The organism is Roseicyclus sp., assembly GCF_018402035.1.
Classification (GTDB): Bacteria; Pseudomonadota; Alphaproteobacteria; order Rhodobacterales; family Rhodobacteraceae; genus Roseicyclus.
Genome location: NZ_JAGYJN010000001.1, coordinates 135,088 through 159,269, shown reverse-complemented (window position 1 = coordinate 159,269; position 24,182 = coordinate 135,088). Strand labels below are relative to the sequence as shown.

Genomic DNA, 24,182 nt, shown 5'->3' with positions numbered 1-24,182 from the left:
GACTGACGGGGCACCACGAAACAAAGGGAGGAAAACATGCTACACTCAAGAACCATGAAGGCCGCATTCGCATCGACCGTCTTCGGTCTTTGCGCGACATTCGGCATGACCGCCGCACAGGCGCAAACAGAGCTGCGTCTGCACACCTTCGTGCCGCCGGGCCATATCATTTACACCACGATCCTTGTGCCCTTGGCCGAGCAGATCGCGGCGGAATCAAATGGCACGCTCACGCTGACGCTTTACCCGTCGATGCAGTTGGGCGGCGGCGCTCCCGAGCTGATCCGTCAGGCCGCCGAAGGCACTGTCGACATGTCGTTCAGCTTGCCCGGCTACACCTCGGCGCAGTTCCCGCGCACCCAGATGATCGAACTGCCCAGCCTGCGCGCAGATGGCATGGCCACGACCGAACTGATGTGGGACTTGCTTGAGGGCGGCTATCTTGACCCCGAGTATGACGGGCTCAAGGTTCTGGCACTCTGGGCCGCTGACGATGCGGGCCTCTACACCCGTGACAAGCCGATCCGCTCGCTTGATGATGTTGCTGGCATGCTCTTGCGCTCGCCCTCAGCCGCACAAGCCGGTCAGATCGAAGCGATGGGCGGCACGCCCGTGGCCCTGCCGATCCCCGAGCTTTACCCACAGCTCGAGCGCGGCGTGATCGATGGCGCGATGGTGCCCTTTACCACCATCCTCGACTTCCGCATGCATGAGGTTGCCAATTACTTCACCATCACTGGCCCGATCTTTGGCCGTTCGCAATTCACCGTGGTGATGAACGAGAACAGCTACAACAACCTCTCGGCTGAGCATCAGGCGATCATCGACCGGCTGACAGGCGAAGAGCTTAGCCGCAAGGCGACGCAGGCCTATCTCGACCGCGCCGCAGAAGCGATTGAGTTCGTGCGCAATGCCTCCGGCAAGGAAGTGATCGAGTTCTCGGCCGAGGAACAGGCCCGCATCCGCGACGTCCTGGCTCCGATCTACGGCCAGTGGATCGAGGCGATGGCCGCACAAGGTATCGATGGTGCCGCGATGCTTGCCTTCGCTGGCATCAGCGTAAACTAAGTGATGCTGAACGCGTTTGAACGCGGGTTCGAACGGGCGCTCAGGCTGCTGGCTTATGCCGGCGGCCTGGTGCTCGCGGGCTTGGTGCTGCTTGTGGTCTATGAGATCTGCATGCGGTACTTCTTTGGTCGCCCCTTTCGGGGCGGCTATGAGATCACCGAGCTTGCCATGTCGGTCATCGTGGCCTGTGGCTTGCCCTATACGGCCATCATGCGGGGGCATGTGTCGGTCGATCTGTTATCAGGCATTTTCGACAAGCCCGCCTTTCGCTGGCTGAATTTCATCGTCCATGTGCTTGGGGCGGCGTTGCTGGCCGTCTTGTCATGGGAAAGCGTCGAGTATGCCCTACGCAGCCATGCCTATGGCGATGTCTCGAACATGATGAAAATCCCCAAATCGCCCTTTCAGTTCGCTGTGGCCATCTCGACCGGGCTCTTTGCCATCGTCTTGATGCTCGAGGCGATCCGGGTCGTCTATCCCAAACACACCACCGAAAAGGCCAAGACATGACACCGACACTTGCCGGGATCGCGGGCTTCATTGCCCTGTTCTTGTTGCTGGCGCTGCGCATGCCCATCGGGCTTGCGATGATGCTGGTGGGTGCGGTGGGGATCGCCGTGCTGAACTCCACCACCGCGGCGCTCAATATCATGGGCTCTTTTGCCTTCTCATACTCGGCGGTCTTTACGCTGAGCGTGATCCCGCTATTCGTGCTGATGGGCGCATTTGCCAATGTCTCGGGGATGGGGGCGGATATGTACCGCGCGGCCCATGCTTGGGTGGGCCACAAGCGCGGCGGCTTGGCGGCGGCGACCATTTTGGCCTGTGCGGGTTTTGCTGCGCTTTCCGGCTCGTCCATCGCATCGGCCGCAACCATGGGCAAAGTGGCCCTGCCCGAGATGGAGCGCTATCGCTACAGCCCCAAGCTTGCCACCGGCTCGATCGCGGCGGGCGGCACGCTGGGCATCTTGATCCCCCCCTCGACCGTGTTGATCGTCTATGCGCTGTTGACCGAGCAATCGGTGGGGCGCTTGTTTCTGGCCGGTGTTTTGCCGGGCCTCTTGCTAACCGCACTTTTCGTGGCGACCGTGTTCATCGTGTCGATGATGAACCCCGAGGCTGGCCCACCCGGCGAGCGTGTGCCGATGGGCGAACGCTTCAAGGTCTTGATGAACTCGGGCGCGCTGATCTTTGTGGTCATTATCGTGCTGGGCGGCATCTATGCGGGCATCTTTACCGTGACCGAGGCGGCAGCTGTTGGCGCATTTCTCACCTTCATGCATGCGCTTTGGTCGGGAAAGCTGAACCTGCCGAAATTCCTCGAGGCGATCCTTGATACGATCAAGACCACCGCGATGGTGTTCTTCATCTTGATCGGCGCGCATTTCTTTGCGCCCTTTCTGGCACTGACGCGCATCCCCGTGAACCTAGCCGATGCCATCGGCGATCTGGCCATCCCCGCGCTTGCGATCTTAGCCGTAATCATCTTGGTCTATATCGCGCTTGGCACCTTCATGGAGGGGTTCGCGATGATGGTGCTGACTGTGCCTATCGTGCTGCCCATCATCACCACGCTGGGTTACGATCCGATCTGGTTTGGCATCATCATGGTCTTGGTGCTGGAGATGGGGCTGATCAGCCCGCCTGTGGGGATGAATGTCTTCGTGGTGAAAGGGGTGGCGCCCAATGTGCCGCTGGGCCAGATCTATGCCGGCATCTTGCCCTTTTGGCTGGCCATGGGCGTCTGCGTGATCATGCTTGTCGCCTTCCCCGATATCGCGCTGTTCTTGCCCGATACGATGCTGGGGCGCTGAGATGGGATTGGTCAACCGCCGGGACGTCTTCATCGAATGGGGTGATTGCGACCCGGCGGGCATTGTCTATTACCCGCGCTATTTCGTGTTCTTCGACAATGCCACCGTGGCGCTTTTCGCGGCCGCGGGCCTGCCCAAGCATGAGATGGTGAAAACCTACGACATCGTGGGCATCCCGATGGTCGATACGCGGGCGAAATTCACCATCCCGTCCCGCTGGGGCGAGACCATCACCATCGAAAGCCAAATCGCGCAATGGCGCGGTTCTAGCTTCGATGTGGAACACCGCGTTTTCAAGGGTGACGCGCTTGCCATCGCGGCGTGGGAAACCCGCGTCTGGGTCGGCCGTCACCCCGATGACCCCGACAAGATCAAGGGCCGACCCGTGCCTGACGCGGTCAAGGCACGCTTTGCCTGAAGGCCCGCAAGGGCAAAGGAGAAGACCCAATGGAAGTTTCATTCCACAAGGAAATCCAAAGCCTGAAACTGGGCGAAGGCGATACCTTTCATGGTGAGGGGATTTTGGCCGTCACCAAGGCGCTGTTGCAATCGGGCGTGGCCTATGTGGGCGGCTATCAGGGCGCGCCGGTCAGCCATCTGCTCGATGTGCTGGTGCAATCCGAGGATATCTTGGCCGAGCTTGGCATCCATCTGGAAACCTGCACGAACGAGGCGGCGGCCGCCGCCATGTTGGCGGCCTCGGTGCAGTACCCGCTGCGCGGCTGCGTGACATGGAAATCCATCGTCGGCACCAATGTGGCGGCTGACGCGCTGTCGAACCTCGCCTCGCCCGGTGTGATCGGCGGCACGCTCATCGTGGTGGGCGAGGATTATGGCGAAGGGGCCAGCGTCATTCAGGAACGCAGCCATGCCTTTGCGATGAAATCCTCGATCTGGCTTCTTGATCCGCGCCCTGATCTGCCGATGATCGTGAAAATGGTCGAGAAAAGCTTTGAGCTGTCCGAGGCAAGCAATACCCCCGTGATGATGGAGCTGCGTATCCGCGCCTGCCATGTGTTCGGGAGTTTCGAGACCAAGGATAATGTCGCCGCCCCGAAATCGACCCGCGAGAAATTCGCCGAACCCGCCCCCTTCGACTATGCGCGGCTGGCCCATCCCCCCGTCACCTTCTTGCAAGAGGGCGACAAGGTGAACCGCCGCCTACCCTTGGCCCGCGACTTCATCGCACGCGAGGGTCTCAACGAATTCATGGGGCCAGAAGCGGGCGAGATCGGGATCATTACCCAAGGCGGGCTGTTCAACGGGCTGAATGATCGGCTTGCAGATGCGGGGCTGTCGGATGCCTATGGTGATCTGAAAATCCCAGCCCTTGTCCTGAACGTCACCCATCCGCTGTTGCCCGACCAGATCGTCGATTTCGCGCGCGGCAAAAAGGCCGTGCTGATCGTCGAGGAGGGCGCACCTGAATATATCGAACTCTCCGTCGGCAAGATCCTGCGTCAAGCCGATCTGCAAACGGCCATTCATGGCAAGGATATGCTGCCCATGGCGGGCGAATACACCGCCGCTGTGGTCGGGCGTGGTTTGGCAAAATTCCTCACGCAATATGGCGTCGATCCGGGTGAGTTGGGCCAATGGCTTGACGCTGTCGATACCAACCGCGCGGCACTGACAGCGCGCGATGCACCCGCCCTGCCGCCGCGCCCGCCGACATTCTGCACCGGCTGCCCCGAGCGTCCCGTGTTCACGGCGATGAAGCTGGTCAAGGAAGAGACAGGCCCGATGCATGTCTCGGTCGATATCGGCTGTCATGCGCTGGCGACCTTCCCCCCCTTTAGCCAAGGCCATTCGATCATCGGCTATGGGCTGTCGCTGGCCGCAGCCTCGGCTGTATCAGGCACGCAGGTCAAGCGCCCCTTCACCGTGATGGGCGATGGCGGCTTTTGGCATAACGGGCTTCTGACGGGCGTTGCGGGTTCGGTGTTCAACCAAGATGACAGCGTTTTGGTGGTGATGAACAATGGCTACTCCAGCGCCACAGGGGCGCAGGATCTTCCCTCCAGCAAGCCCAAAGAAAGCGGGCGTGGCCGTGGCCTTGATATGGAAAAGGCGCTGCGCGCGATGGGCGTCACTTGGATCAAGCGGGTCGATAACTACCGCGTCGCCAATCTAGTCAATGTGCTGCGCGATGCACGGCTGACCAAGGAGAAGGGGCTGAAAGTCATTTTGGCCGATGGCGAATGCCAATTGGCCCGCCAGCGCCGCATCAAGCCCGCAATGGCAAAGGCGGTCGCTGCAGGCGAGCGGGTGATGCGCACGCGGTTTTGGGTGGATGAAGATACCTGCACCGGCGATCATAGCTGTATCCGCCTATCGGGTTGCCCGTCCTTGACGATCAAGCCCAACCCCGATCCGCTGCGCACCGATCCCGTGGCGCATGTGAACAATGATTGCGTGGGCTGTGGCCTGTGTGGCGAGGTGAGCCACGCGGCCCAGCTTTGCCCGTCTTTCGCGCGCATCGACATCATCCAGAACCCCACAGCATGGGACCGCGCGCGGCGTGGGCTGTCGGACTTGTTGATCAAACTGTTCGGCGGTGAGACGCAGGGCCGCCCTGCCCGCGCGCCCACCGCCCAAGGGGTGCCCGCAGAATGAACGCCCCGATCAAGACAGAGACGAAAACCCGCCCGACACGCCTGTTGATCGCCGCAATGGGTGGCGAAGGTGGCGGTGTGCTGGCCGGATGGCTGACCGAAGCGGCCCTTGATGCAGGGCTATGGGTCCAACGCACCTCGGTCCCCGGTGTGGCGCAGCGAACGGGTGCCACGACCTATTACCTTGAGTTTCTGCCCAAAACCGGCCCGACGCGCCCCATCATGGCGCTGCATCCCGCACCGGGGCGTGTCGATGTACTGGTGGCCACGGAACTGTTGGAAGCGGTACGGATGGTCAATCTTGGCTTTGTCACGCCTGACCGCACCAAGCTGATCGCATCGACCCATCGCACCTATACCGTCGATGAGAAAAGCGCGATGGCCGATGGGCGGATGGACCCCGCGCCAATGATCGCATCTTGCCGCGATTTCGCCAAAACCGCCATAATCGACGATCTGTCAGCCATCGCATTGCGCGAGGGGTGTCATCTGAATTCCGTGGTCTTGGGGGTTTTGGCCGGATCAGGCACCCTGCCCCTGCCCGTCGAGTGCATCCGCCGCGCGATGGAGGGGGGCAAGCGCGCCTCCGACGCCAATGGCCGGGGGTTCGAGGCCGGGCTGAAGATGACCCAAGATCGTGGGACGGTGCCCGATCTGGGCGGCGCGAAGGCCAAGCCGACCCCGCTAGAGGCGACAGCGGCCCTGCTGCCACCCAGCCCCGAGACTTCATTCCTACCGCCCGAGGCCGCGGGCCTTGCTGCCGAAGGGATGCGCCGGCTGACCGACTACCAAGATACCGCCTATGCCGCCGAGTATCTTGGCCATCTCAAGCGCATCGCGGCCCATCCTGCGGCCACCCCAACACTGCTGGCCGCACTCGCGCGCCACATGGCGCTGCGCATGAGCTATGAGGACACGCACCGCGTGGCGGAACTCAAGCTACGCAGCGCCCGCATGGCGCGCGTGACCGCCGAAGCCCGCGCGCGCCCCGGCGATATCGTCGATGTGGCCGAATACATGAAACCGGGACCGGAGGAGATTTTTGGCATGCTGCCCCGCATGCTTGGGGCAAAGCTGATGTCAATGTCCGAGCGGCGTGGTTGGGGCAAGCTGTCTTTCCCGATGCAGGTCAAGACCACGCGCTTTTCCGGTTTTATAAGGCTGCGCCTTTTAGCGGCGACCAAGCGCTGGCGGCGCGGCAATCTGCGCCATGCCCATGAAATGGCGTGGCTCGCAAGCTGGCTTGATCACATCACCCGCACGCTTGATATCGCGCCCGAGGCGGCGGTCGAGATTGCCGAGACCGCCAAGATCGTGCGCGGCTATGGATCGACCTATACACGCGGCATGCGAAATTGGCGGCTGATCGCGGGCGAGATGATCACGCCTTGCCTTGATGGCCGCCTGCCTGCAGCGCTTTTGGCCGATGGGGTGCTGCAAGCGCGGCTTGCGGCGCTGAAAGACCCCGAAGGCCAGGCGCTCGACCGCGTCGTGGAGAGTTTCAAGAAAGCGGCAAAGGGTTAATCAGCCAGCGCTGCGATCTCAAGCTGGGCGGCAAGACCGCCATCCACCTCGAGGTTCACGCCGCGCACCCAAGCGGACGCAGAGCTTGCCAGAAAGGCTACGGCTTCGGCGACTTCGTCAGCCGTTCCAGCACGGCCCGACAGCGCGATGCCGCGCGCCGCGCGGTCGCCAAAGGCTGCTTCGAAATCGGGCAAGATCCGGGTAGCAATCGCCGCCGGGCTGACCGTATTGGCGCGCAACCCCATGGCCAAAAGCCGCGCGGTGTTGGATTTGGTCCAGTAAATCACCGCCTCTTTCGACAGATCATAGGCGCGCACCGGGTCGATCCCCTCCATCGCCACGAAATCCGCGACCTCGCCGCGCGCCAGCGCCGTAAAGCGCTGCACCTGCGCGATATTCTCACGCCAACGCGCGCCTGCCTTGGACGCAAGGCTGACAATCGCCCCACCCTTGGGCATCAGCGGCAGCGCGGCCTCGGTCAAGCGGACCAGCCCGTGGTAATTGACGGCCAGCACAGCCTCCTGCGCGCCCGCACGCGGCGGCAGGCCAGCGGCATTGACCAGCGCGTCAAAGCCGCCACTCAGCAAAAGCGCATCGATGCTGGCGGGATCGGACAGATCGGCGCGGTGCCAATCGCAATCAAACGCGGGTTCGACCATATCGACCGCCACGATCCGCGCGCCCATGGCCAAAAGCCGCGCGGCGCTAGCCGCCCCGATCCCATGCGCCGCCCCGGTGATCAGAACCCGCATCTATGCCCCCTGCCCGATGACGCGCTGCAAGACCGCCTGTGGTGCTGTGCCATCGGCCACCCATGCCACGAAGTGATCGGGGCGCACCAAGATGACGGGGCTGTCATAGGCTTCGGTCAGACCACCCTTTGCCACCGGGACAATCGCAAGCGGCAGGCACATCTGATCCGCGCAAGCGGCGAATGCGGCCCCTAGTGCTGCATCCTCGACAAAAAGCGTGAAACCCGCCCCAAGATGATCATAGCTATTCGCCCCATCGGGCAGATCGCGGGGCGACAGATGATGACCGGGGCGAGCTTTGTGGCTGTGGTTGCCCTTGGCACCGGGCGCACCCGCCCCCCCGATCAGGGGCGAGCCTTCGTAATGCGGCGCGAAGGCCATCACCTCATCAGCGTCAAGGTTGCGGCTATGCCACGCAGCCTCGAACGCGGCGCGGTCGCGGTCGGGGTTGTAGGTCTCGAGAAAGGCGCGATCTTCGGTAATGAAACGCTCGATGAAATCGCGGGCGGTCGAGGCAAACACCGGGCGGCGTTCGGCATCATAGCTGTCGAGAAGCGCCTCATCCCCCCAGCCTTGGATCACGGCGGCAAGCTTCCAGCCAAGATTGCGCGCATCCTCAAAGCCTGTGTTGATCCCGTAGCCGCCATAGGGCGGATGGCTATGCGCCGCGTCCCCCGCGACAAAAGCGCGGCCTTTGCGGTAATCATTGGCAATCGCGACCCGCAGATCCCAAAGGCCCACATAATCAAGCTCAAGCGCGAAGGGCTGGCCCACGGCGCGGGTCAGCATCGCCGCGAAATCATGATTGTCGCGGGTCGTGCCAACCGGCACTGGGGCATGGAAAAACCAGCTGACCCCGTGATCGACGCGGCCGAAGAACTGCCAATAGCCTTCGAAATCCGGATGAAGAACGTTGTAGAAGGCCTTGCCAGGATAGCGTTTTAACAATTCGTGTAGCTCGGGCGAGCGAAATACTAACAGCGCCATGACCCGGTTATGATCGGACAAGGTTTCTGCGATCCCCGCCGCCGCGCGCAGGAATGAGCGGCTTCCATCGCAGCCCACCGCATAAGCCGCGGTCAAGACCTGACGCGCGCCATCCGTGGCTTGTTCAACTTCGACCCGCAATCCGTTGTTATCTTGGGTGAATTCGACACCAGACCAGCCATAGAAAATGGTGATCTCCGCGATCTGGGCGGCGCGCGCACGGAGCACAGATTCAGTCGCGTACTGCGGCAAGCGGGCATTGGCGCAGCGATAGAAATCGCGCACATGGGCGCGGTTCAGCCAATCGTAATGATGCTCGGACAACAGCGTGCCATAGGTGGTCAAGCCGCCGATGCCCGAACCGGGCGGCAGCGGAAACGCCGTGCGCAATTCCGCCTCACAGCCCCAAGCCGCAAAATGCTCAGCAGTGCGCTGGGTAAGGTTTTGCCCCTTTGGAATTGGTTGCGGCGTCGGGTAGCGCTCGACCACGGCCACCTTGATGCCGCGCTGGCCCAACTCGATGGCCAACCCCATGCCGACAGGGCCACCGCCCGCGATGAGAACGTCAAAATTGCTCATGCGCCGATCACACCCTGTTCCATGTAAATATGCTTTGTCTCAAGGAAATCATAAAGCCCTTCGGGGCCATGCAGCCGCCCAAGGCCAGATTTGCCATAGCCCCCCGTCTCGGCCTCAGCGAAGAGCTTGAGATGGGAATTGAGCCAGACGGTGCCCGCCCGGATCGCGCGCGCCACGCGGGTCGCACGCGCCAGATCGCGCGAAAACACCGATGCGGCAAGGCCGTAGGGGGTGGCATTGGCGCGCGCCACGGCCTCGGCCTCGTCATGGAACACCTCGACCGAGACGATGGGGCCGAACAACTCCTCCTGCACCAGCGCCGATTGCAGATTATCGATGCGAAACAGCGTCGGCGTCAGGAACGCACCATTCCCCAGAACCCCACCCTTGAGAATCATTTGCCCCTCATCACCCGCCTGTTCGATCAGGCGCAGCACACGGGCTTGGTTCTCGGTATCGATGAGCGCGCCCATTTCGCTGGCCGGATCGCTGCCCGGCCCTGTGCGGATATTGCGAAAAGCATGGGTGATCTTTTCCTCGAATGCGGCGGCAACCGGCGCATGGACCAAGAACCGCGCAGCCGCGACACAGATCTGGCCCGCCATCGCCAGCGATCCATGGGTCAGCTCATGCACCGCATGATCAAGATCGGCATCGTCGAAAATCACGGCGGGTGCTTTGCCGCCCAACTCCAAGCCAACACGCTTGAGCGTCGGCGCGGCGGCGGCCATGATCGCGGCCCCCGTCCGGCTGGAGCCGGTGAAGGAGATCACATCGACATCGGGCGAGGCGACCATAGCTTGACCTACGGCGATGCCGTTTTCATTAACCGAATTGATCACACCCTTGGGCAGGCTTGGCGCCCCTGCAATGGCTGCCATGATGCGCGCATGCACCAAGGGCGTCTGGATCGCAGGCTTGATCACCGCCGTGCAGCCCGCCGCCAACGCAGGGGCAAGCGAACGCATCAGCAGCGTCACGGGCGCGTTCCATGGCACGATGACACCGGCCACCCCTGCCGCCTCGCGGTGAAAAAGCGACAGCGTGCCGGGCGCGATTTCTTGCATCGTGCCGCGGATATTACGCGCAAGCCCCGCGTAATAGCGCGTCTCAGAAATTGCGGCCATGGTTTCACCCATCGCCTCGGCCCTGAGCTTGCCGTTTTCCAGCACCACCAGATCAGCGATCTCGGCCTTGGCGGCCTCTAGCCTTTCGGCGATTTCTAATAGGACCTGCGCGCGTAGCCGGGGGGCTTGCGCCCAAGGGGTGCCGAAAAACGCCGCGCGCGCCGCACTGGCCGCAGCATTGGCTAGATCGGCGCTGCCACTGTGATACTGGCCCACGCGGGTTCCATCGGCAGGGTTTAGGCTATCGCCAAGCGGCCCTTCGGCGACCCAATCGCCGCCGATGAAATGCGCTGCGGGATGGATGGTCATAAGCGGTGCCTCCTAGGCTGTTGGTCTGTCGCGGAAAAATCTTTGTCAGTTATCGCTTGGATCGCGGGCCTAACATCACGCAGCGGCGCGCCACCTCTGGCGCAGAACATACCCGAGATGGCCGCCGCGCTGTCGCGGATATCGCGCTCGATCGCGGCAAGGCGGGTGTCGGTCATGGATGCAGCATCGCTGGTGATACTGATTGCACCGATTGGCATACGCTCGGCCGCAAGGATCGGGCCAGCCACGCCCACCACACCCGGCGTCACCTCACCCCAAGCGGTGCAATAGCCCATGCGGCGCACGCTACGGTAGGTCTCGCGCAGCGCATCAGCGGTGGTATTCGGCCCGGCCAACATATCGTGCTGGGTTTTGATGAGCCGATCTTGCTCGCGGCGCGGCAGATTGGCCATGATGACACGCGAAATCCCGCCGCGTGCAATCGGCATGGGCTGGCCGCGCGGATAGCTCGACACCGGCGCATCAGGCGCGCCTTCGCTCGCGACACAAAGGATCTTGCTGCCATACCAGCGGGTAATCAGGGCCACACCGGGGTAGCGCGCGGCAAGAAGCTTGATAAATGGGGCCGCCGCCGCGATCAGCGGGTCCGAGCGTTGCATCAGAAAATCTAACTCGGTCACGCGCGGCCCCAAGGTCAGCCCGTCGCTGGGCGACGACACCAGATAACCTGCGCTTTTCAGCGTTTTGAGATAGCGATACAGCGTCGGGCGCGAATAGCCCAAAGCCGCCATCATCGCATCAGGCGACCATTCGCGCCGATCCGGCGTAAACAGATCAAGGATCGCCAAGATCCGCTCGCCGCTGCCCGACGTGCTGGTCATCGTCGCCCCGCAAATGGGGCAAACGCGGCCCCATATTGGTGCAAAAACCCGCAGATGAACCGCATATATCCGCCTCTGCCCAAAGCTCTGTTGCAACAAGATCAAAATCCCAATAATTGAGATTTGCGGGCAGGTTAGCCCGAACTGTCAAATTCGCAATACCAATCTCGACCAAGCGCGCGACAAAGCGCGGATTACCCTTTGCCCGCACGTGCCGCGACGACAAGGATCGGATCATGAGCAGTAGCGATATTCTGTTGGCCCTGATCGGGCTTGGCCTTGGTGGCATCTTGAAAGGCGCAACCGGGGCTGGCGCGCCGGTGATCGGTGTGCCGGTGCTGGCCGTGATTTTCAACGTGCCGATGGCGGTTGCGATCTTCACCGTCCCCAACCTGTTGACCAATCTTTGGCAAGGCTGGCAATTCCGCAAACACCAGATCTCGCGGCGCTTTACGCTGATCTTTGCCGGTGCCGGTGCACTTGGTGCGGGCATCGGCTCGCTCTTGTTGGCCTTCTTGCCCGGCGAGGTCTTGATGGGCGTCGTGGCTGGCGTCGTGCTGCTTTACATCGCCTTTCGGCTGATGCGCCCGAACTGGCATCTGGCACGGCCCTTGGCCGACAGGCTTTGCGCGCCCGTGGGCTTGATCGGCGGGATGATGCAAGGGGCCGGTGGCATCTCGGCCCCTGTCTCTGTCACCTTTCTCAACGCGATGCGGTTGGAGCGTGGTCAATTCATCGCCACCATCTCGGTGTTTTTCTGCGCCATGTCGCTGGTGCAGATCCCGGCATTGGTCGGCTTGGGCATCTTGACCCCACAAATCGCAGCGCTGAGCGGGGCGGCGATGGTGCCGCTTTTGGGTGGCATGCCCATCGGTGCATGGCTCGCGCGCCGCATCTCGAAAGAAAGCTTCGACAAGATCATCTTGGCGCTTTTAGGGATGATCGCGCTGAAGCTGCTCTTTGACGCGGTCCTTTAGGCCCCCAACCTCAGGGTTGCACCCGCCCATCGGGTGCCGCGCCAAGTAAGCAATCAAGCAGCACCGCTTGCGCCCGTGTCGGCACCCAGCCCGCCCGCGTTGAAATCCCGATGGGGCGCGCCGGAAGATCGCCCGCGATGGGAAGCTGCACCAGCTGGCCGCGCCGCAATTCGGGGGTAAGCTGCGCGCCTGATATGCAGCCAAGATAGCCTGCCTCGACCGCGAGTTCCCGCAAGATCACGACCGATCCCGTCTCGACCACATCACTGGGCGGCGATAGCCCTGCCGCCTCAAAAAGCGCGTTGAATTGGGCCCGCCCCGGCGCACCGCTGCGCGGCACCACCCAATCGGCGCGCGCCAATGCTGCCAGATCAGCGGTGTGGCCACCCAAGGCGGGATGGCCGGGGGCCGCAACCAAGGCTAAACGGTCGTCGAACACGCGCGCTTCACAGATATCATCATAAGGTGCAGGTGCGCGCAACGCGCCCAGCATCAGGTCAATCTCGGTGCGCTGCAATGCCCCGATAAGGGCGCCATAAGCACCGTCGATGATCGACACTGCATGCCCCGGACAGCGCCGCCGGAACGCGGCAAGGGCTGCGGGCAACCACGCCGCCCGTGCCAAGGGCAACGCCCCCACGCGGATCGGCCCGACCGCGACACCGTCGATTGCGGCCAATTCCGCCTCGGCCTGTGCAAGCTCCGCAAGCGCCAGCCGTGCTGCGCGGCTCAAGGATTGCGCCGCGCGGCTGGCGCGCATGCCTTGGGCAGTGCGGGTAAACAGGGTGCGGCCTGCCTCGGCCTCGAGTGTGGCGATGGCGCGTTGCACGCTGGGCGGCTTTAGCCCCAAGCGCGCGGCGGCCAAGGCAAAGCTGCCGCTCTCGACAGTGGCGATCAGCGCACGCAATTGGGCATGGCTGGTTGTCAGGCTCAGGCGCGGCGCAAGATCGGCAAAGCCGTGATCCAAAATCGCAAAGGCGCGCGCCACGCGCGGATGCAGGGCCAGCCCCCGCGCGGTCAATGCCCCACCCATGCGGCGCGCGACCAATCCCCCACCTGCGCGGCGCTCCAGCGCGGCCAAGGCTTGGCTGGCCGCTGGCTGCGAGACGCCCATTTGCGCCGCCGCCGCCGATAGGCTGCCCTCATCGCTCAGGGCCAAAAACAGCCGCAAATGGCGCAGATTGTCGGCGAGCCCCCCGCTCACAACCGCGCCAAGACCCGATCCAGCCGCGCGATCAGATCATACTCACCCGGATCGGCATGGGTGGCGGCGACGATATCTTGCCACGCTGCCGTGGCTTGGCTGAGGCCGGGGGACAGCCCCAAACCCTCGACCGTCTTGGCCACTTCGCGCATCTCGGCCGCGCGGCGTGCGCCATGCACCATCATCCGCTCGATGTTATAGGCCCCGCGCTTGCGCCACGCGATATCGGGGTCCGATGCCTCAAGCGAGGCGATCACCTGTTGCTCGACGCCCGCGCGCCGGGCCGAAAGGAAACACTCGGCCACCAGCGCCTCCAGCCCCTTGATCATGACCGAGCGCAGCATCTTGATGGTCGAGGCATCGCCGACCTGATCGCCCACCACCTCGGGCCGCATGCCCAAGCTGGCAAGTGCCAAAGCGGCGGCATCGGCCATCGCGCCCGCCAGCTTGATCGGCACCAGATGTTTCTTGGGATATACGGGGGCCATGATCGCCATATCAATGTAATGCGCCCCTGCCCCTTCGATCGCGCGGGCAGCTTGACGTTTGGTATCCGGTGCACAGGAATTGCCATCGCACCACAGCGCGCCGGGTCTGAGCGCACCCGTGGCAGCCGCGGCCTCGGCCGCTTCGGCGGCGCGGTCTGCGGTGATCAGGCAAAACACCAGATCGGCATGTGTCAGCGCTTGGGTAAGGTCGGGCACGCCCGTCACGCCGAGGGCAGCCTGCCGTGCCGCCATCGCCAACTTGTGCTCGGGCATGGTCGATTTCACATCAAAGGCGGTGATACGGGCCGGATCATCCAACGCCCATCCGCTGACAAAGGCTGTTGCCGCCTCTCCGAAACCAATCATGGCGATCTTTGCGGTCATCGGCCTTGTTCCTTTGTCGATATGGCTGTTCTCTCCCCGCGACGCTTGCATGGGCGCGCGCCTCTGTCGATATAAAGAAGCTAAATCTTATGATGCGAACCACGGTTCGGATTTGCCACTGCCACGCGCCTGCCCGATGATGGGACATGGCTTGCAAAGGGGCACCAGACCATCATGACCGACCAACCAACCGCACTCATCATTTCCGCCCATGCTGCTGATTTCGTCTGGCGCTGCGGCGGGGCCATCGCGCTGCATGCACAGATGGGCATCCGCGTCACGGTGGCCTGCCTGTCCTTCGGTGAACGCGGCGAAAGCGCCAAGCTATGGAAAGAGGGCAAGACCCTTGATGAAGTCAAAGCCATCCGCCGCGCCGAGGCTGAAGCAGCGGCCAATGTGCTGGGCGTGCATGAGCTTGTCTGTTTCGATCTGGGCGATTACCCGCTGCATATGGAGCGCGAGGATAAATACGCGCTGGTCGATCTGATCCGCCGGGTGCAGCCCGCCTGGATGATGAGCCATAGCCAATACGACCCCTATAACACCGACCACATGTACATGACGCAAATCGCGCTTGAGGCACGGATGATCGCGCAGGCTTGGGGCCATAATCCGGGGCAAAAAGTGCTGGGCGCGCCGCAGCTTTACCTGTTCGAGCCGCACCAGACCGAACAGATGGGCTGGAAGCCCGATGTGTTCCTCGACATCACGCCGGTTTGGGACAAAAAGCGCGCCGCGATGGAGCAGATGAACGGCCAAGCGCATCTGTGGGAATACTACACCCGGGTGGCCCAGCAACGCGCCAATCACTTCAAGCGCAATTCCGGCGGTCAAGCGGGCGGGCGCGATTGCAAATATGCCGAAGGGTTTCAGTCGATCTTCCCGCGCACGGTGGATGCACTATGAGCGGCGTGGTGGTCCAGAACATCCCCCGCGCCGATGCGCAGGTCATCGCAGGGCTGGCAAAAGCAGGTGTCGCCACCGTGCATGAGGCGCAGGGACGCAAGGGGCTGATGGGCGCCAAGATGCGGCCCATTCAGGATGGTGTCGCCATCGCGGGAAGTGCCGTGACAATCAGCGCACCCCCCGGCGATAATTGGATGCTGCATGTCGCCATCGAACAGTTGCAACCGGGCGATATCTTGGTGCTTGCGCCAACAAGCCCCTGCGACAATGGCTATTTCGGCGATCTTTTAGCAACCTCTGCGATGGCACGGGGCTGTGCTGGCCTTGTGATCGATGCAGGCGTGCGCGATCTGCGCGATTTGCGCGCGATGGGCTTTCCCGTCTGGTCAACGTCTGTCAGCGCGCAAGGCACGGTCAAGGAAACGCTAGGATCGGTGAATATCCCCATCGTTTGCGCGGGTGCGGCCGTTCAGCCCGGCGATGTGGTCGTGGCCGATGATGATGGGGTTTGCATTGTGCGCTGCACCGAGGCGGCAGGTGTGCTGGCCGCAGCCGAGAAGCGGCTCGCCGCCGAAGAGGTCAAGCGCCAACGCCTTGCCGCAGGTGAACTGGGCCTTGATATCTATGCCATGCGCGAGGTTTTGGCCAAAAAGGGCCTGCGCTATGAATAAGGGCATCCCCTGCCTTTGGATGCGGGGGGGCACCTCTAAGGGGGCCTATTTTCTGGCAAGCGATCTGCCCGCAGGCCGCGCGGCGATCGATGATATCTTGCTCAGGATCATGGGCAGCCCAGATGCCCGCCAGATCGACGGGATCGGGGGGGCCGATCCGCTAACCTCCAAGGTGGCCATCTTGTCACCATCGACGCGCGCGGATGCCGATGTGGATTATCTGTTCTTGCAGGTTTTCGTTGATCAGGCGCTGGTCAGCGATGCGCAGGGCTGCGGGAATATCTTGGCCGGTGTCGGCCCCGCCGCTATCGAGCGTGGGCTTGTCGCCGCGCGCGCGGATGAAACACCCGTCAGCATCCATATGGTCAACACCGGCGAAGTGTCCGTGGCCCATGTCGCCACGCCGGGGGGCGTGGTCAGCTATGAGGGCACAGCCCGTATCGACGGCGTGCCGGGCAGCAGTGCTGCCATTCCGCTGATGTTTTCCGGGCTGGCCGGGTCGATGACGGGCGGCGTGATGCTGCCCACGGGCCATGACGTTGACCAGATCGCAGGCGTCGATTGTACCTTGATCGACATGGGGATGCCCATCGTGGTGATGGATGCCGCTGATTTTGGGCTGACGGGTCAGGAAAGCCGCGAGGCGCTTGATGCCGATGCCGACCTCAAAGCAAAGATCGACGCGATCCGGCTGATCGCGGGGCGGATGATGGGCTTGGGCGATGTCAGTTTGAAAAGCGTGCCCAAGATGACGCTGGTCTCACCGGCGGTGGCGGGCGGCGCGATCTCCACGCGCAGCTTCATTCCCCATCGCTGCCACGCCACCATTGGCGTTTTCGCTGCAGTGAGCGTGGCGGCGGCCTGTGTGCTGCCCAAAGGGCCTGCCGCAAAGCGCGCGCACCTGCCCGGTGACGGCGTGTTTCGCATCGAACACCCCACGGGTGCGGCTGAAGTGGTGCTGACGCGCGATGATCAGGGTAGGATCACTGCCGCAGGCACGCTGCGTACCGCGCGCAAGCTGATGGATGGCATGGTCTTTCCGGGGCCAGCCCGTCAGCCCGTCACGCCCTGATAGATCAGCCGCAGCGAGATCAAGATCAGCAAGACATCAAGCGCGCGCTTGAAATTCACATCCGTCATGCGGTTCAAGACTAGCTTGCCCGCATAAGTGCCGATCAACCCCGCCACGATCAACGCGATGATCACCCCCGCCCATGCGCCGAAGGCAAAGCCCAAGAAACCGAAAATCACCACCTTCAGCCCGTGCTGCACCGTCATCAAGGTCGCATGGGTCGCCACATGGGCATGGCGATCAAGCTTAAAGGATTTGGTGTAATTGGCCACGAAGACACCCGTTGCCCCAAAAAACATGGTTAGAAAGCTGGAAATCCCCCCCGCCATCCACGGCAGCTGCGTCAACCACGCGGGCGGCTTGGCCAAGACCGACCAGATGATGAAAACACCAAGGCCGATCTGCACGGCATTGGGCGGCAGATCGACCACCACCATGCCGCCAAGCGACGCCCCGATGACCGAGCCCAGCACAAAGCCACCCAAGGCAGGCCGGTGCAAATAGCGATAAAGCATTGCCGCGCGGCCCGCATTGGAGCCAAGCTGAACGACACCATGGACCGGGATGATTGCTGCAGGCGGCATCAATGTCGCCATGAACACCAGCAAAAGTGCACCGCCCCCGATCCCCAAGGCGGCGGTGATGAAGGAGCCCACAAAGCTCATGACAACCAAGACCCAAAACGCCAGTTGGCTTAGCCCCTCGGGCAAGGTGGTGAGATGTTCAAACATTGGGCTATCCTATGGCGGGCCAGATCACGCTTTGGGCGGGTGCGCGCGCCGGATGACCGGGGATGCGACCTGATCCGAGATCGGGATATCCAAAAGCATCGCAACCCCATCAGTGCCAAACGCCGCAATCAGCCCCGGCAAAGTGGCCAAATCATTCACCCGCGCGCCCTTGATCCCAAAGCCCCGCGCGATGGCGGCAAGATCGGTATGCCCGAACACGGCCCCCGCATCCGACAGCCCCTCGGCCCTGAGCTTGTGAATCTCCGAGCCGTAAGCCCCATCATTCAGCGCCACGATCAAGATGTTCAACCCGTGCCGCGCGATGGTCTCCAACTCTTGCACATGCATGAGCAAGCTACCGTCGCCATCAAACAGCACCGTTGGCTGGTCAGGCCGCGCCGCAGCCACGCCCATGGCAAAGGCCAGACCATTGCCGATGGCCCCGAACTCGCGGATCGTCAGGAACCGCTCTTGGCTACGCGACGGCATTTGCGCCACGAAATAGGAACAATGGCCCGAGGAATTCACCATCTCCCATCCCTGCGGCAGATGGGTTTCCAAAGCCGCCACCACATCGCGCGGATCATGCAGGCCGGGGATGGGCGCGAAATGGGTACTGTCGGCGGGTGCTGTTGCAATACGATGGGCCAGCGCATCAGACCGCCAGCCTTGGCCCCGCGCGGGCGTAGCGGCCAAGACCGCCTCCACCCCTAACCGCGCATCGGCGCGCAGATGGTCATGGGCCGCGATCCGTCCTTGCGCCAGAGTCGTAGGTTCGGTGTCGATTTGAAGAACGCGCGCCTTGGGCCACAGCTTGCCCCCATCGGCATTGTGATGGCTAAGCGAGGTGCCGACCGCGATGATCAAATCCGCCTCGGTAAAGCAATCGCGCGCGGTTTCGGTCGAGAACCCACCCGCGACATTGAGGTTGAAGGGATGCCCCGCGAAGAGCCCCCGCGCCGGCAGCGTGGTGGCGAGGAGCGCGCCCAATCGGTCGGCCAAGGCGGCACATGCCGGCCCTGCCCCCGCCTCTGCCGCGCCAAGTCCTGCCATGACGACGACGCGCCCGGCATTTGCCACAATTGCCAGCACGCGCGCCAGATCATCGGTATTGGGCGGCATGGGCGAGATTACGGGCATCAGGCTTGCCGACGGCGCGGGCAATGCCACAGCCCCGCTCAAGACCGCGTTTTGCAGGTCGAAGGGAATGCCAACCACCACCGGGCCGCGCGTCATCCGCGCCTCGAGAAACGCATCGCGCAGCCCCTCGGCAAGACGGGCGGGATGATGCAACGCGCGGTATGCGGCCCCCGTTGCCGTGACAAAAGGCGCCTGATCGATCATCTGGTTATACCATGCCGATTTCAGCGGCGCCTCGCCCGCCAGCACCACCAGCGGAATGCGCGCGCGCACTGCCGCAGGCAGGGCCGTGGTCAATTGTGTCAGGCCGGGGCCACAGGTGACGGTGGCAAAGCCCACGCCGCCCGTTTTGCGCGCATGCGCCATCGCAGCGGCCACCGCGCAATGCTCGTGCCGGACATAGATCATCGGGCAACCCGCCTCGGCCAGACGGGTGGCAAAGTTCATGTTGGCATCGCCCAAAAGCGCGAAACACGCGCCGGGGTTTTCCTGTGCGGCCACATCGGCCAGCATGTCGAAGGCGTGCAGCCCCATCTTGCGCCTCAGCCTTGCAAAAGACCGGGGGGCACCATCACCTCGCCCCGCGCGATCATCCGCGCGGTGCGCACCAGCCCCGCCGATTTCATCACAAAGCCCGCGGCGGTTTGATCATAATCCACCGTCACCTCGATGATGCCCATCGGATGCTCGATCTTCATCAAGGCCGGCACCTCGTTGGGGATGACGCCCAAACCATCGGCGACCGTGCCGGGGGTAAGCGTGCACGCGGCAAGGCATTGGCTGCCCGTCACCGCCATCGAGGGGTGGCAATTCCACGGCATGAAATAGCGCGCCGAGATTGCGCCGCCGTGGCGGGGGGCGGACAAAAGCCCGATCTTGGGCATGACGGATTTCGTCACATCGCCAAGGCCCATGCGCCGCCCAGCCTCAAGCCGCATGGGTTCCATCTTGGCGTAAAGGTCGCGGTTGGCGTCGAGTTCTTCGGCGGTCTCATACCCGGTCAGGCCGAAATCGGCGGCCCGCCCGATCATCATCGGCATGGCCACATCCATCAATGTGACCTCAACCCCGTCGATCACATCACGGGGCTTGCCGGTGGGCAAGAAAGCCCCGCAAGACGAGCCGACGACATCCAGAAATTGCAGGCCCACGGGGGCGGCCGTGCCCGGCACGCCATCAATCGCGGTTGTCCCCTCATAACTCACGCGCCCGCCGGGTGTTTGCACACGCGCCTCGACCGTGGCACCGGTATTGACCGCGCGGATGCGCACGGTGGTCACGCCATCTTGGGCTTCCACCAGCCCCATCTCAAGCGCAGCGGGGCCAACGCCCACAAGGATATTGCCGCAGGTGGGTTTGAAATCGACCAAGGCCTCTTCCACGGCGACTTGGCCGAAGAAGTAATCCACATCGATCCCCGGCTCATCGGATTTCGACAGCATGGCGACCTTGGTCGTGACCGCCACGCCGCCGCCCAAACCATCGATATTCTGCGGATGGCCAGCGCCCACGATGGCCACAAGAACGCGCGCCAGCGCGTCGCGATCTTGGGGCAGATCGGCACGGTTCAAATACGGCCCGCGCGAGGTGCCGCCGCGCATGAACAAAAACGGGATCGCATCTTGGTAGAGGGGGTTGGTCATGTTGATGTCTCAGGTGAAGGGCCAAGGCAGGTCGAAATAGCTTTGCAACAAACCGGGCGGGAAATCGCGGTTCAAGAGATCGGCGAAGAACAAGATAAAGCCAAGCCCCACCGACGCGAACACCAGCGCCATTGCCCAAGACAGCCCCGCGCGAAGCCGGAAGAAGCCCACGAAAAACAGCGCCAAAGCGATGATAAAGCCAAAAAGCCCGGTTAGCACCAACAGCCCAAAGAACCATGCCAAGGTTCCCCAAAGGGAATGAGGTGCCTCACCATCATCGCCGCCGGTTTCCATATCGATGAAGACGTCGTCCGTCTCAGGCCGCAAGATCATCCGCGCCATCAGCGCCAGACAGCCCAAAAGCGTCACGATGCCGACTGTCAGCGGAAAGACCTTGTCACCAAAGCGCGTCACCGTAGCCGCATCGATGGTGGCGATGGCGACATAAACCGTGATCGCGCCCAAAAACAGCATCGGCGCGCGCTTGGTGCCTGTATAGGTAGTGATATTCTCGCGGATGTTCTTGGATTGGCGGATACCGATCACGATGGACAACACCGTCAGGATCAACAGCGACACCGTGATGGGTGAGACGAGGTAATCGATCCCCGCCTCGAAACTGCGCCGGAAACGGGCTGCACCGATCTGGGTGGCCATATTGACGAATTGCTCGGCCTGCGTCGACAGAACAAAGCCGATCAGGAAAGCCGGCCGCGAATAATCGAAGCGGCGAAGCAGAATGCCGATGACGCCAACAAAAACCAGCGCGATCAGATCGCCAAAGGACATGCGCGACTGAAACGCGGCAAAGGCGATCATCATGAACAAGAAGGGCGCCAAAAGCGTGAAGCGGATCGTGGTCAACCGCGCGATCTGGCCCGACAAAAGCACGCAAAGCCCGGCGCCCACGACATTGGCCAACGCCAGCGACCAGACGATGGTGTAGGTGATATCAAGGTCTTGCCGGATCATCGCGGGCCCCGGCGACATGCCCAAAAGCGCCAAGCCGCCCAAGAAAACCGCCATCGAGCCTGAGCCGGGGATGCCGAAGATGAGCGTGGGCACCAGCCCGCCCCCCTCCTTGGCGTTGTTGGAGCTTTCGGGCGCGATCACGCCGCGAATATCGCCTTGGCCAAACTGGTCGCGATCCTTCGTGCTTTGGACCGCGTAGCCATAGGCGATCCAATCCACGACCGAGCCGCCAAGCCCGGGGATCACGCCCACAATCACACCGATGCCCGCGCATTTCGTCGAAAGCCACCGATTGGCCCACCAATCACGCAGACCTTGCGACCAGCCCGCCCCCAATTGGCCTGATTTCGAGATGGATGTGTCTTGCCGCAAAAGCGAGACGACTTCGGGGATCGCGTAGATACCAAGGCCGATGATCACCAATTGCAACCCATCGACCAAATAGGGGAAATCATAAGTGGCCATGCGCAGCGAGCCGCCAGCAGGCGCCGTACCGATCGTGCCCACCAAGATGCCCAAACCAGCCGCGACCACACCCTTGAGCGGGATGCGCCCCGCCAAGATCGCGACCATCGACATGCCAAGGATCGTGATCATCAGCATCTCGGGCAGGCCGAAGGCCAAGATCAGGGGCCGCGCGACGAAGATGATCATCGTCAACACCATGGCCCCCAGAATACCGCCATAAAGCGATGAGACAAAGGCCGCGGACAGCGCGCGCGCCGCCTGGCCCTTGCGCGCTAATGGAAAGCCGTCAAGCACGGTGGCTTGGCTGGCCGAACTGCCGGGAATTCCGAGCAAAACAGAAGAAAACGTATCGGATGTGGGGATCACCGCGATCAAACCCACCATCAGCGCCAGACCCGAGATCGGGTCCATCCCGAACATGAAGGGCAGAACAAGCGACAGTCCGGCGATACCACCCAGCCCAGGCAGAACCCCAATCGACAGGCCCAAAAGCACCCCCGCAATCATGTACATCATGTGCTGAGGCTGGATCACGGTCAAAAACGCGTCACCCAGCGCCGGTAGCGCGACAGTCAAGATATCCATGGCGGCGCCCTCCCCTCACCCATGATCGGCCGCCCGAACACGCGTGGTTATTTGTTCCGCACGGCACGCACGGCTTGTCGTATCTTGCGAGAGAAAATAGGTCCGGCGACGTATAAATTGTCGCCGGACCCGTGCAGCGGTTTACTGCATCGTGACGCCGTAAGCCTCGGCCAGCCACGACAGCACGTATTCACGCGCTTCATCGGACACGGTGATCGCCGCCTCGTGCGCAACGCGGGCCGCCGGGCCGATCATCTGGGGATAGACGCCCAACTGGCTCTCAGACAAAGCGGCAAAGTCGGGGCGCGCCAGAATCTCTGCAAAGGCGTCGCTATACATGCCAACAACGTCAGCCGATGCATTGCCGGGCAGATAGACCAGCTTTTGCGCCGCAAAGCCCGACACGAAGAAGGCGCGCCATGCGTCCCAAGCCACGCCCGAGGTTTCGCAACCAGCGGTCGCCTCGCAAATCTCGGCGAAAGTCGGGATATCGGGGAAGGTCGGATCGCGCACAACATTGCCCGCGTCATCCAAGATGCCCCAGCTCATCACCGGAACCGCCAAGCCCTGTTCGACGAGCGGAACAACATTCTTGAGATAGGCCGACGAGGTTTGGTAATCGATATTGGCCTCGCCGCGTTCGAACATCAGGCGGCCGTCGCCGCGACCCTCGATCCCGAAGACGGGCTCGACCTGAAGGCCAAGCATCTTGAAGGCCAAAAGCGGCACGAGGTCGAGCGTGGTGGCACCTTGGCTGCCGAAGATGAAGAACTCACCCTGCAGATCATCCATATCACCATCGAAACGCGCGCCCAGATCGCCGGGCAGGTAAACGACGCCGCCCGTGCCGGATGCCAGAACCGGCTGCCAATCACGGTATTCATAACGCACGCGCGGATCGCCCAAGAGATAGGGGAACTGGGTCGAGCCCGAGGTGCCGAAGATCAGCGTGCCATCGGCGGTGGTCTGTTCCTGGAACCAGTTGGCGCCCGTGGTCGAGCCGCCGCCGGGACGGTAGCCTACGATCGCGGTCGGATTGCCAGGCAGCGCTTCGGCCAGGAGCGGCGCAAAGAAGTTCGCCCAACGCGCCGAGCCACCCGATTCTGAGAAGGGGATCACGAACTCGACGGTTTTGCCCGCCAAATCCTGTGCCGCGACGGGGGCAGCAAAGCTGAAAGCTGCGGCAGAGGCCGCAAGAATTGCCGCGCTGACGCGCGGTGTATTGATTTTGGTCATGTCTTCCTCCCTAGGTCCGTGCGGCTCATTCTGGGTCACACGGCAAAATTCAAGGCGTTTTACCACCCTTGATGTGGTGTTCTTGACT

21 protein-coding genes are annotated in these 24,182 nt (G+C 62.6%); 10 read left to right on the top strand and 11 right to left on the bottom strand.

Annotation, left to right across the window (positions count from 1 at the left end):
• Positions 1-54 precede the first annotated feature (54 nt).
• The 6 genes from KG698_RS00735 to KG698_RS00710 are packed head-to-tail and all read left to right on the top strand — an operon-like array spanning position 55 to position 7,021.
• Positions 55-1,068, top strand: coding sequence for a TRAP transporter substrate-binding protein (locus tag KG698_RS00735; protein ID WP_213683663.1), 1,014 nt, complete (start codon positions 55-57; stop codon positions 1,066-1,068).
• A 3-nt stretch (positions 1,069-1,071) separates the two neighbouring features.
• Positions 1,072-1,578, top strand: coding sequence for a TRAP transporter small permease (locus KG698_RS00730; protein WP_213683662.1), 507 nt, complete (start codon positions 1,072-1,074; stop codon positions 1,576-1,578).
• The gene (locus KG698_RS00725; protein ID WP_213683661.1) at positions 1,575-2,882 is read left to right on the top strand and encodes a TRAP transporter large permease; all 1,308 of its coding nucleotides are present in this window, start codon (positions 1,575-1,577) and stop codon (positions 2,880-2,882) included. Before KG698_RS00730 ends, KG698_RS00725 begins: the two co-directional genes overlap by 4 nt.
• A 1-nt stretch (position 2,883) precedes the next feature.
• A complete protein-coding gene (locus KG698_RS00720) occupies positions 2,884-3,300 on the top strand; it encodes a thioesterase family protein (RefSeq protein ID WP_213683660.1) in 417 nt (138 codons plus the stop codon).
• Between the two features lie 29 nt (positions 3,301-3,329).
• The gene (locus tag KG698_RS00715; protein ID WP_213683659.1) at positions 3,330-5,498 is read left to right on the top strand and encodes an indolepyruvate ferredoxin oxidoreductase subunit alpha; all 2,169 of its coding nucleotides are present in this window, start codon (positions 3,330-3,332) and stop codon (positions 5,496-5,498) included.
• Positions 5,495-7,021, top strand: a complete 1,527-nt coding sequence (locus KG698_RS00710) for an indolepyruvate oxidoreductase subunit beta family protein (protein WP_213683658.1) — start codon at positions 5,495-5,497, stop codon at positions 7,019-7,021. The genes KG698_RS00715 and KG698_RS00710 overlap by 4 nt, the downstream gene beginning before the upstream one ends.
• Here KG698_RS00710 and KG698_RS00705 read toward each other — a convergent pair.
• Genes KG698_RS00705 through KG698_RS00690 form a run of 4 tightly spaced genes read right to left on the bottom strand, consistent with a single transcriptional unit; the run spans position 7,018 to position 11,617 of the window.
• Positions 7,018-7,773: an SDR family oxidoreductase gene (locus KG698_RS00705; protein ID WP_213683657.1), complete on the bottom strand. Its 756-nt coding sequence runs from the start codon at positions 7,771-7,773 to the stop codon at positions 7,018-7,020. The genes KG698_RS00710 and KG698_RS00705 overlap by 4 nt on opposite strands.
• A complete protein-coding gene (locus tag KG698_RS00700; RefSeq protein WP_213683656.1) occupies positions 7,774-9,339 on the bottom strand; it encodes an FAD-dependent monooxygenase in 1,566 nt (521 codons plus the stop codon).
• Complete coding sequence (locus KG698_RS00695; protein WP_213683655.1) at positions 9,336-10,775, bottom strand: aldehyde dehydrogenase family protein; 1,440 nt, start codon at positions 10,773-10,775, stop codon at positions 9,336-9,338. Before KG698_RS00695 ends, KG698_RS00700 begins: the two co-directional genes overlap by 4 nt.
• The gene (locus tag KG698_RS00690; RefSeq protein ID WP_213683654.1) at positions 10,772-11,617 is read right to left on the bottom strand and encodes an IclR family transcriptional regulator; all 846 of its coding nucleotides are present in this window, start codon (positions 11,615-11,617) and stop codon (positions 10,772-10,774) included. Before KG698_RS00690 ends, KG698_RS00695 begins: the two co-directional genes overlap by 4 nt.
• A 236-nt stretch (positions 11,618-11,853) precedes the next feature.
• Here KG698_RS00690 and KG698_RS00685 point away from each other — a divergent pair, with 236 nt between their 5' ends.
• Positions 11,854-12,594, top strand: a complete 741-nt coding sequence (locus KG698_RS00685) for a sulfite exporter TauE/SafE family protein (RefSeq protein ID WP_213683653.1) — start codon at positions 11,854-11,856, stop codon at positions 12,592-12,594.
• A 10-nt stretch (positions 12,595-12,604) separates the two neighbouring features.
• Here the strand turns inward: KG698_RS00685 and KG698_RS00680 are convergent, their stop codons facing one another.
• Positions 12,605-13,798: a LysR substrate-binding domain-containing protein gene (locus KG698_RS00680; protein ID WP_213683652.1), complete on the bottom strand. Its 1,194-nt coding sequence runs from the start codon at positions 13,796-13,798 to the stop codon at positions 12,605-12,607.
• Positions 13,795-14,670, bottom strand: coding sequence for an NAD(P)-dependent oxidoreductase (locus KG698_RS00675; RefSeq protein WP_213683651.1), 876 nt, complete (start codon positions 14,668-14,670; stop codon positions 13,795-13,797). Before KG698_RS00675 ends, KG698_RS00680 begins: the two co-directional genes overlap by 4 nt.
• A gap of 174 nt (positions 14,671-14,844) precedes the next feature.
• On the opposite strand from KG698_RS00675, the gene KG698_RS00670 reads away from it, so the two are divergent.
• The 3 genes from KG698_RS00670 to KG698_RS00660 are packed head-to-tail and all read left to right on the top strand — an operon-like array spanning position 14,845 to position 17,319.
• Positions 14,845-15,576 carry a PIG-L deacetylase family protein gene (locus tag KG698_RS00670; RefSeq protein ID WP_213683650.1) on the top strand — a complete coding sequence of 244 codons (732 nt, stop codon included), beginning with the start codon at positions 14,845-14,847 and terminating at the stop codon, positions 15,574-15,576.
• Entirely contained in the window at positions 15,573-16,247 is a 675-nt protein-coding gene (locus KG698_RS00665) for a 4-carboxy-4-hydroxy-2-oxoadipate aldolase/oxaloacetate decarboxylase (protein ID WP_213683649.1), read from the top strand. The genes KG698_RS00670 and KG698_RS00665 overlap by 4 nt, the downstream gene beginning before the upstream one ends.
• Positions 16,240-17,319: a 4-oxalomesaconate tautomerase gene (locus tag KG698_RS00660; protein WP_213683648.1), complete on the top strand. Its 1,080-nt coding sequence runs from the start codon at positions 16,240-16,242 to the stop codon at positions 17,317-17,319. Before KG698_RS00665 ends, KG698_RS00660 begins: the two co-directional genes overlap by 8 nt.
• Here the strand turns inward: KG698_RS00660 and KG698_RS00655 are convergent.
• The 5 genes from KG698_RS00655 to KG698_RS00635 all read right to left on the bottom strand — a co-directional run bounded on the left by KG698_RS00655 (position 17,301) and on the right by KG698_RS00635 (position 24,094).
• Positions 17,301-18,050: a TSUP family transporter gene (locus KG698_RS00655; protein ID WP_213683647.1), complete on the bottom strand. Its 750-nt coding sequence runs from the start codon at positions 18,048-18,050 to the stop codon at positions 17,301-17,303. The two genes, KG698_RS00660 and KG698_RS00655, sit on opposite strands and share 19 nt — an antisense overlap.
• A gap of 24 nt (positions 18,051-18,074) precedes the next feature.
• The gene (locus tag KG698_RS00650) at positions 18,075-19,724 is read right to left on the bottom strand and encodes a thiamine pyrophosphate-dependent enzyme (RefSeq protein WP_213683646.1); all 1,650 of its coding nucleotides are present in this window, start codon (positions 19,722-19,724) and stop codon (positions 18,075-18,077) included.
• Between the two features lie 8 nt (positions 19,725-19,732).
• Positions 19,733-20,833, bottom strand: coding sequence for a 4-oxalomesaconate tautomerase (locus KG698_RS00645; protein ID WP_213683645.1), 1,101 nt, complete (start codon positions 20,831-20,833; stop codon positions 19,733-19,735).
• A gap of 9 nt (positions 20,834-20,842) precedes the next feature.
• Complete coding sequence (locus KG698_RS00640; protein WP_213683644.1) at positions 20,843-22,858, bottom strand: tripartite tricarboxylate transporter permease; 2,016 nt, start codon at positions 22,856-22,858, stop codon at positions 20,843-20,845.
• A gap of 141 nt (positions 22,859-22,999) precedes the next feature.
• Positions 23,000-24,094 carry a tricarboxylate transporter gene (locus tag KG698_RS00635; protein ID WP_213683643.1) on the bottom strand — a complete coding sequence of 365 codons (1,095 nt, stop codon included), beginning with the start codon at positions 24,092-24,094 and terminating at the stop codon, positions 23,000-23,002.
• Positions 24,095-24,182 lie beyond the last annotated feature (88 nt).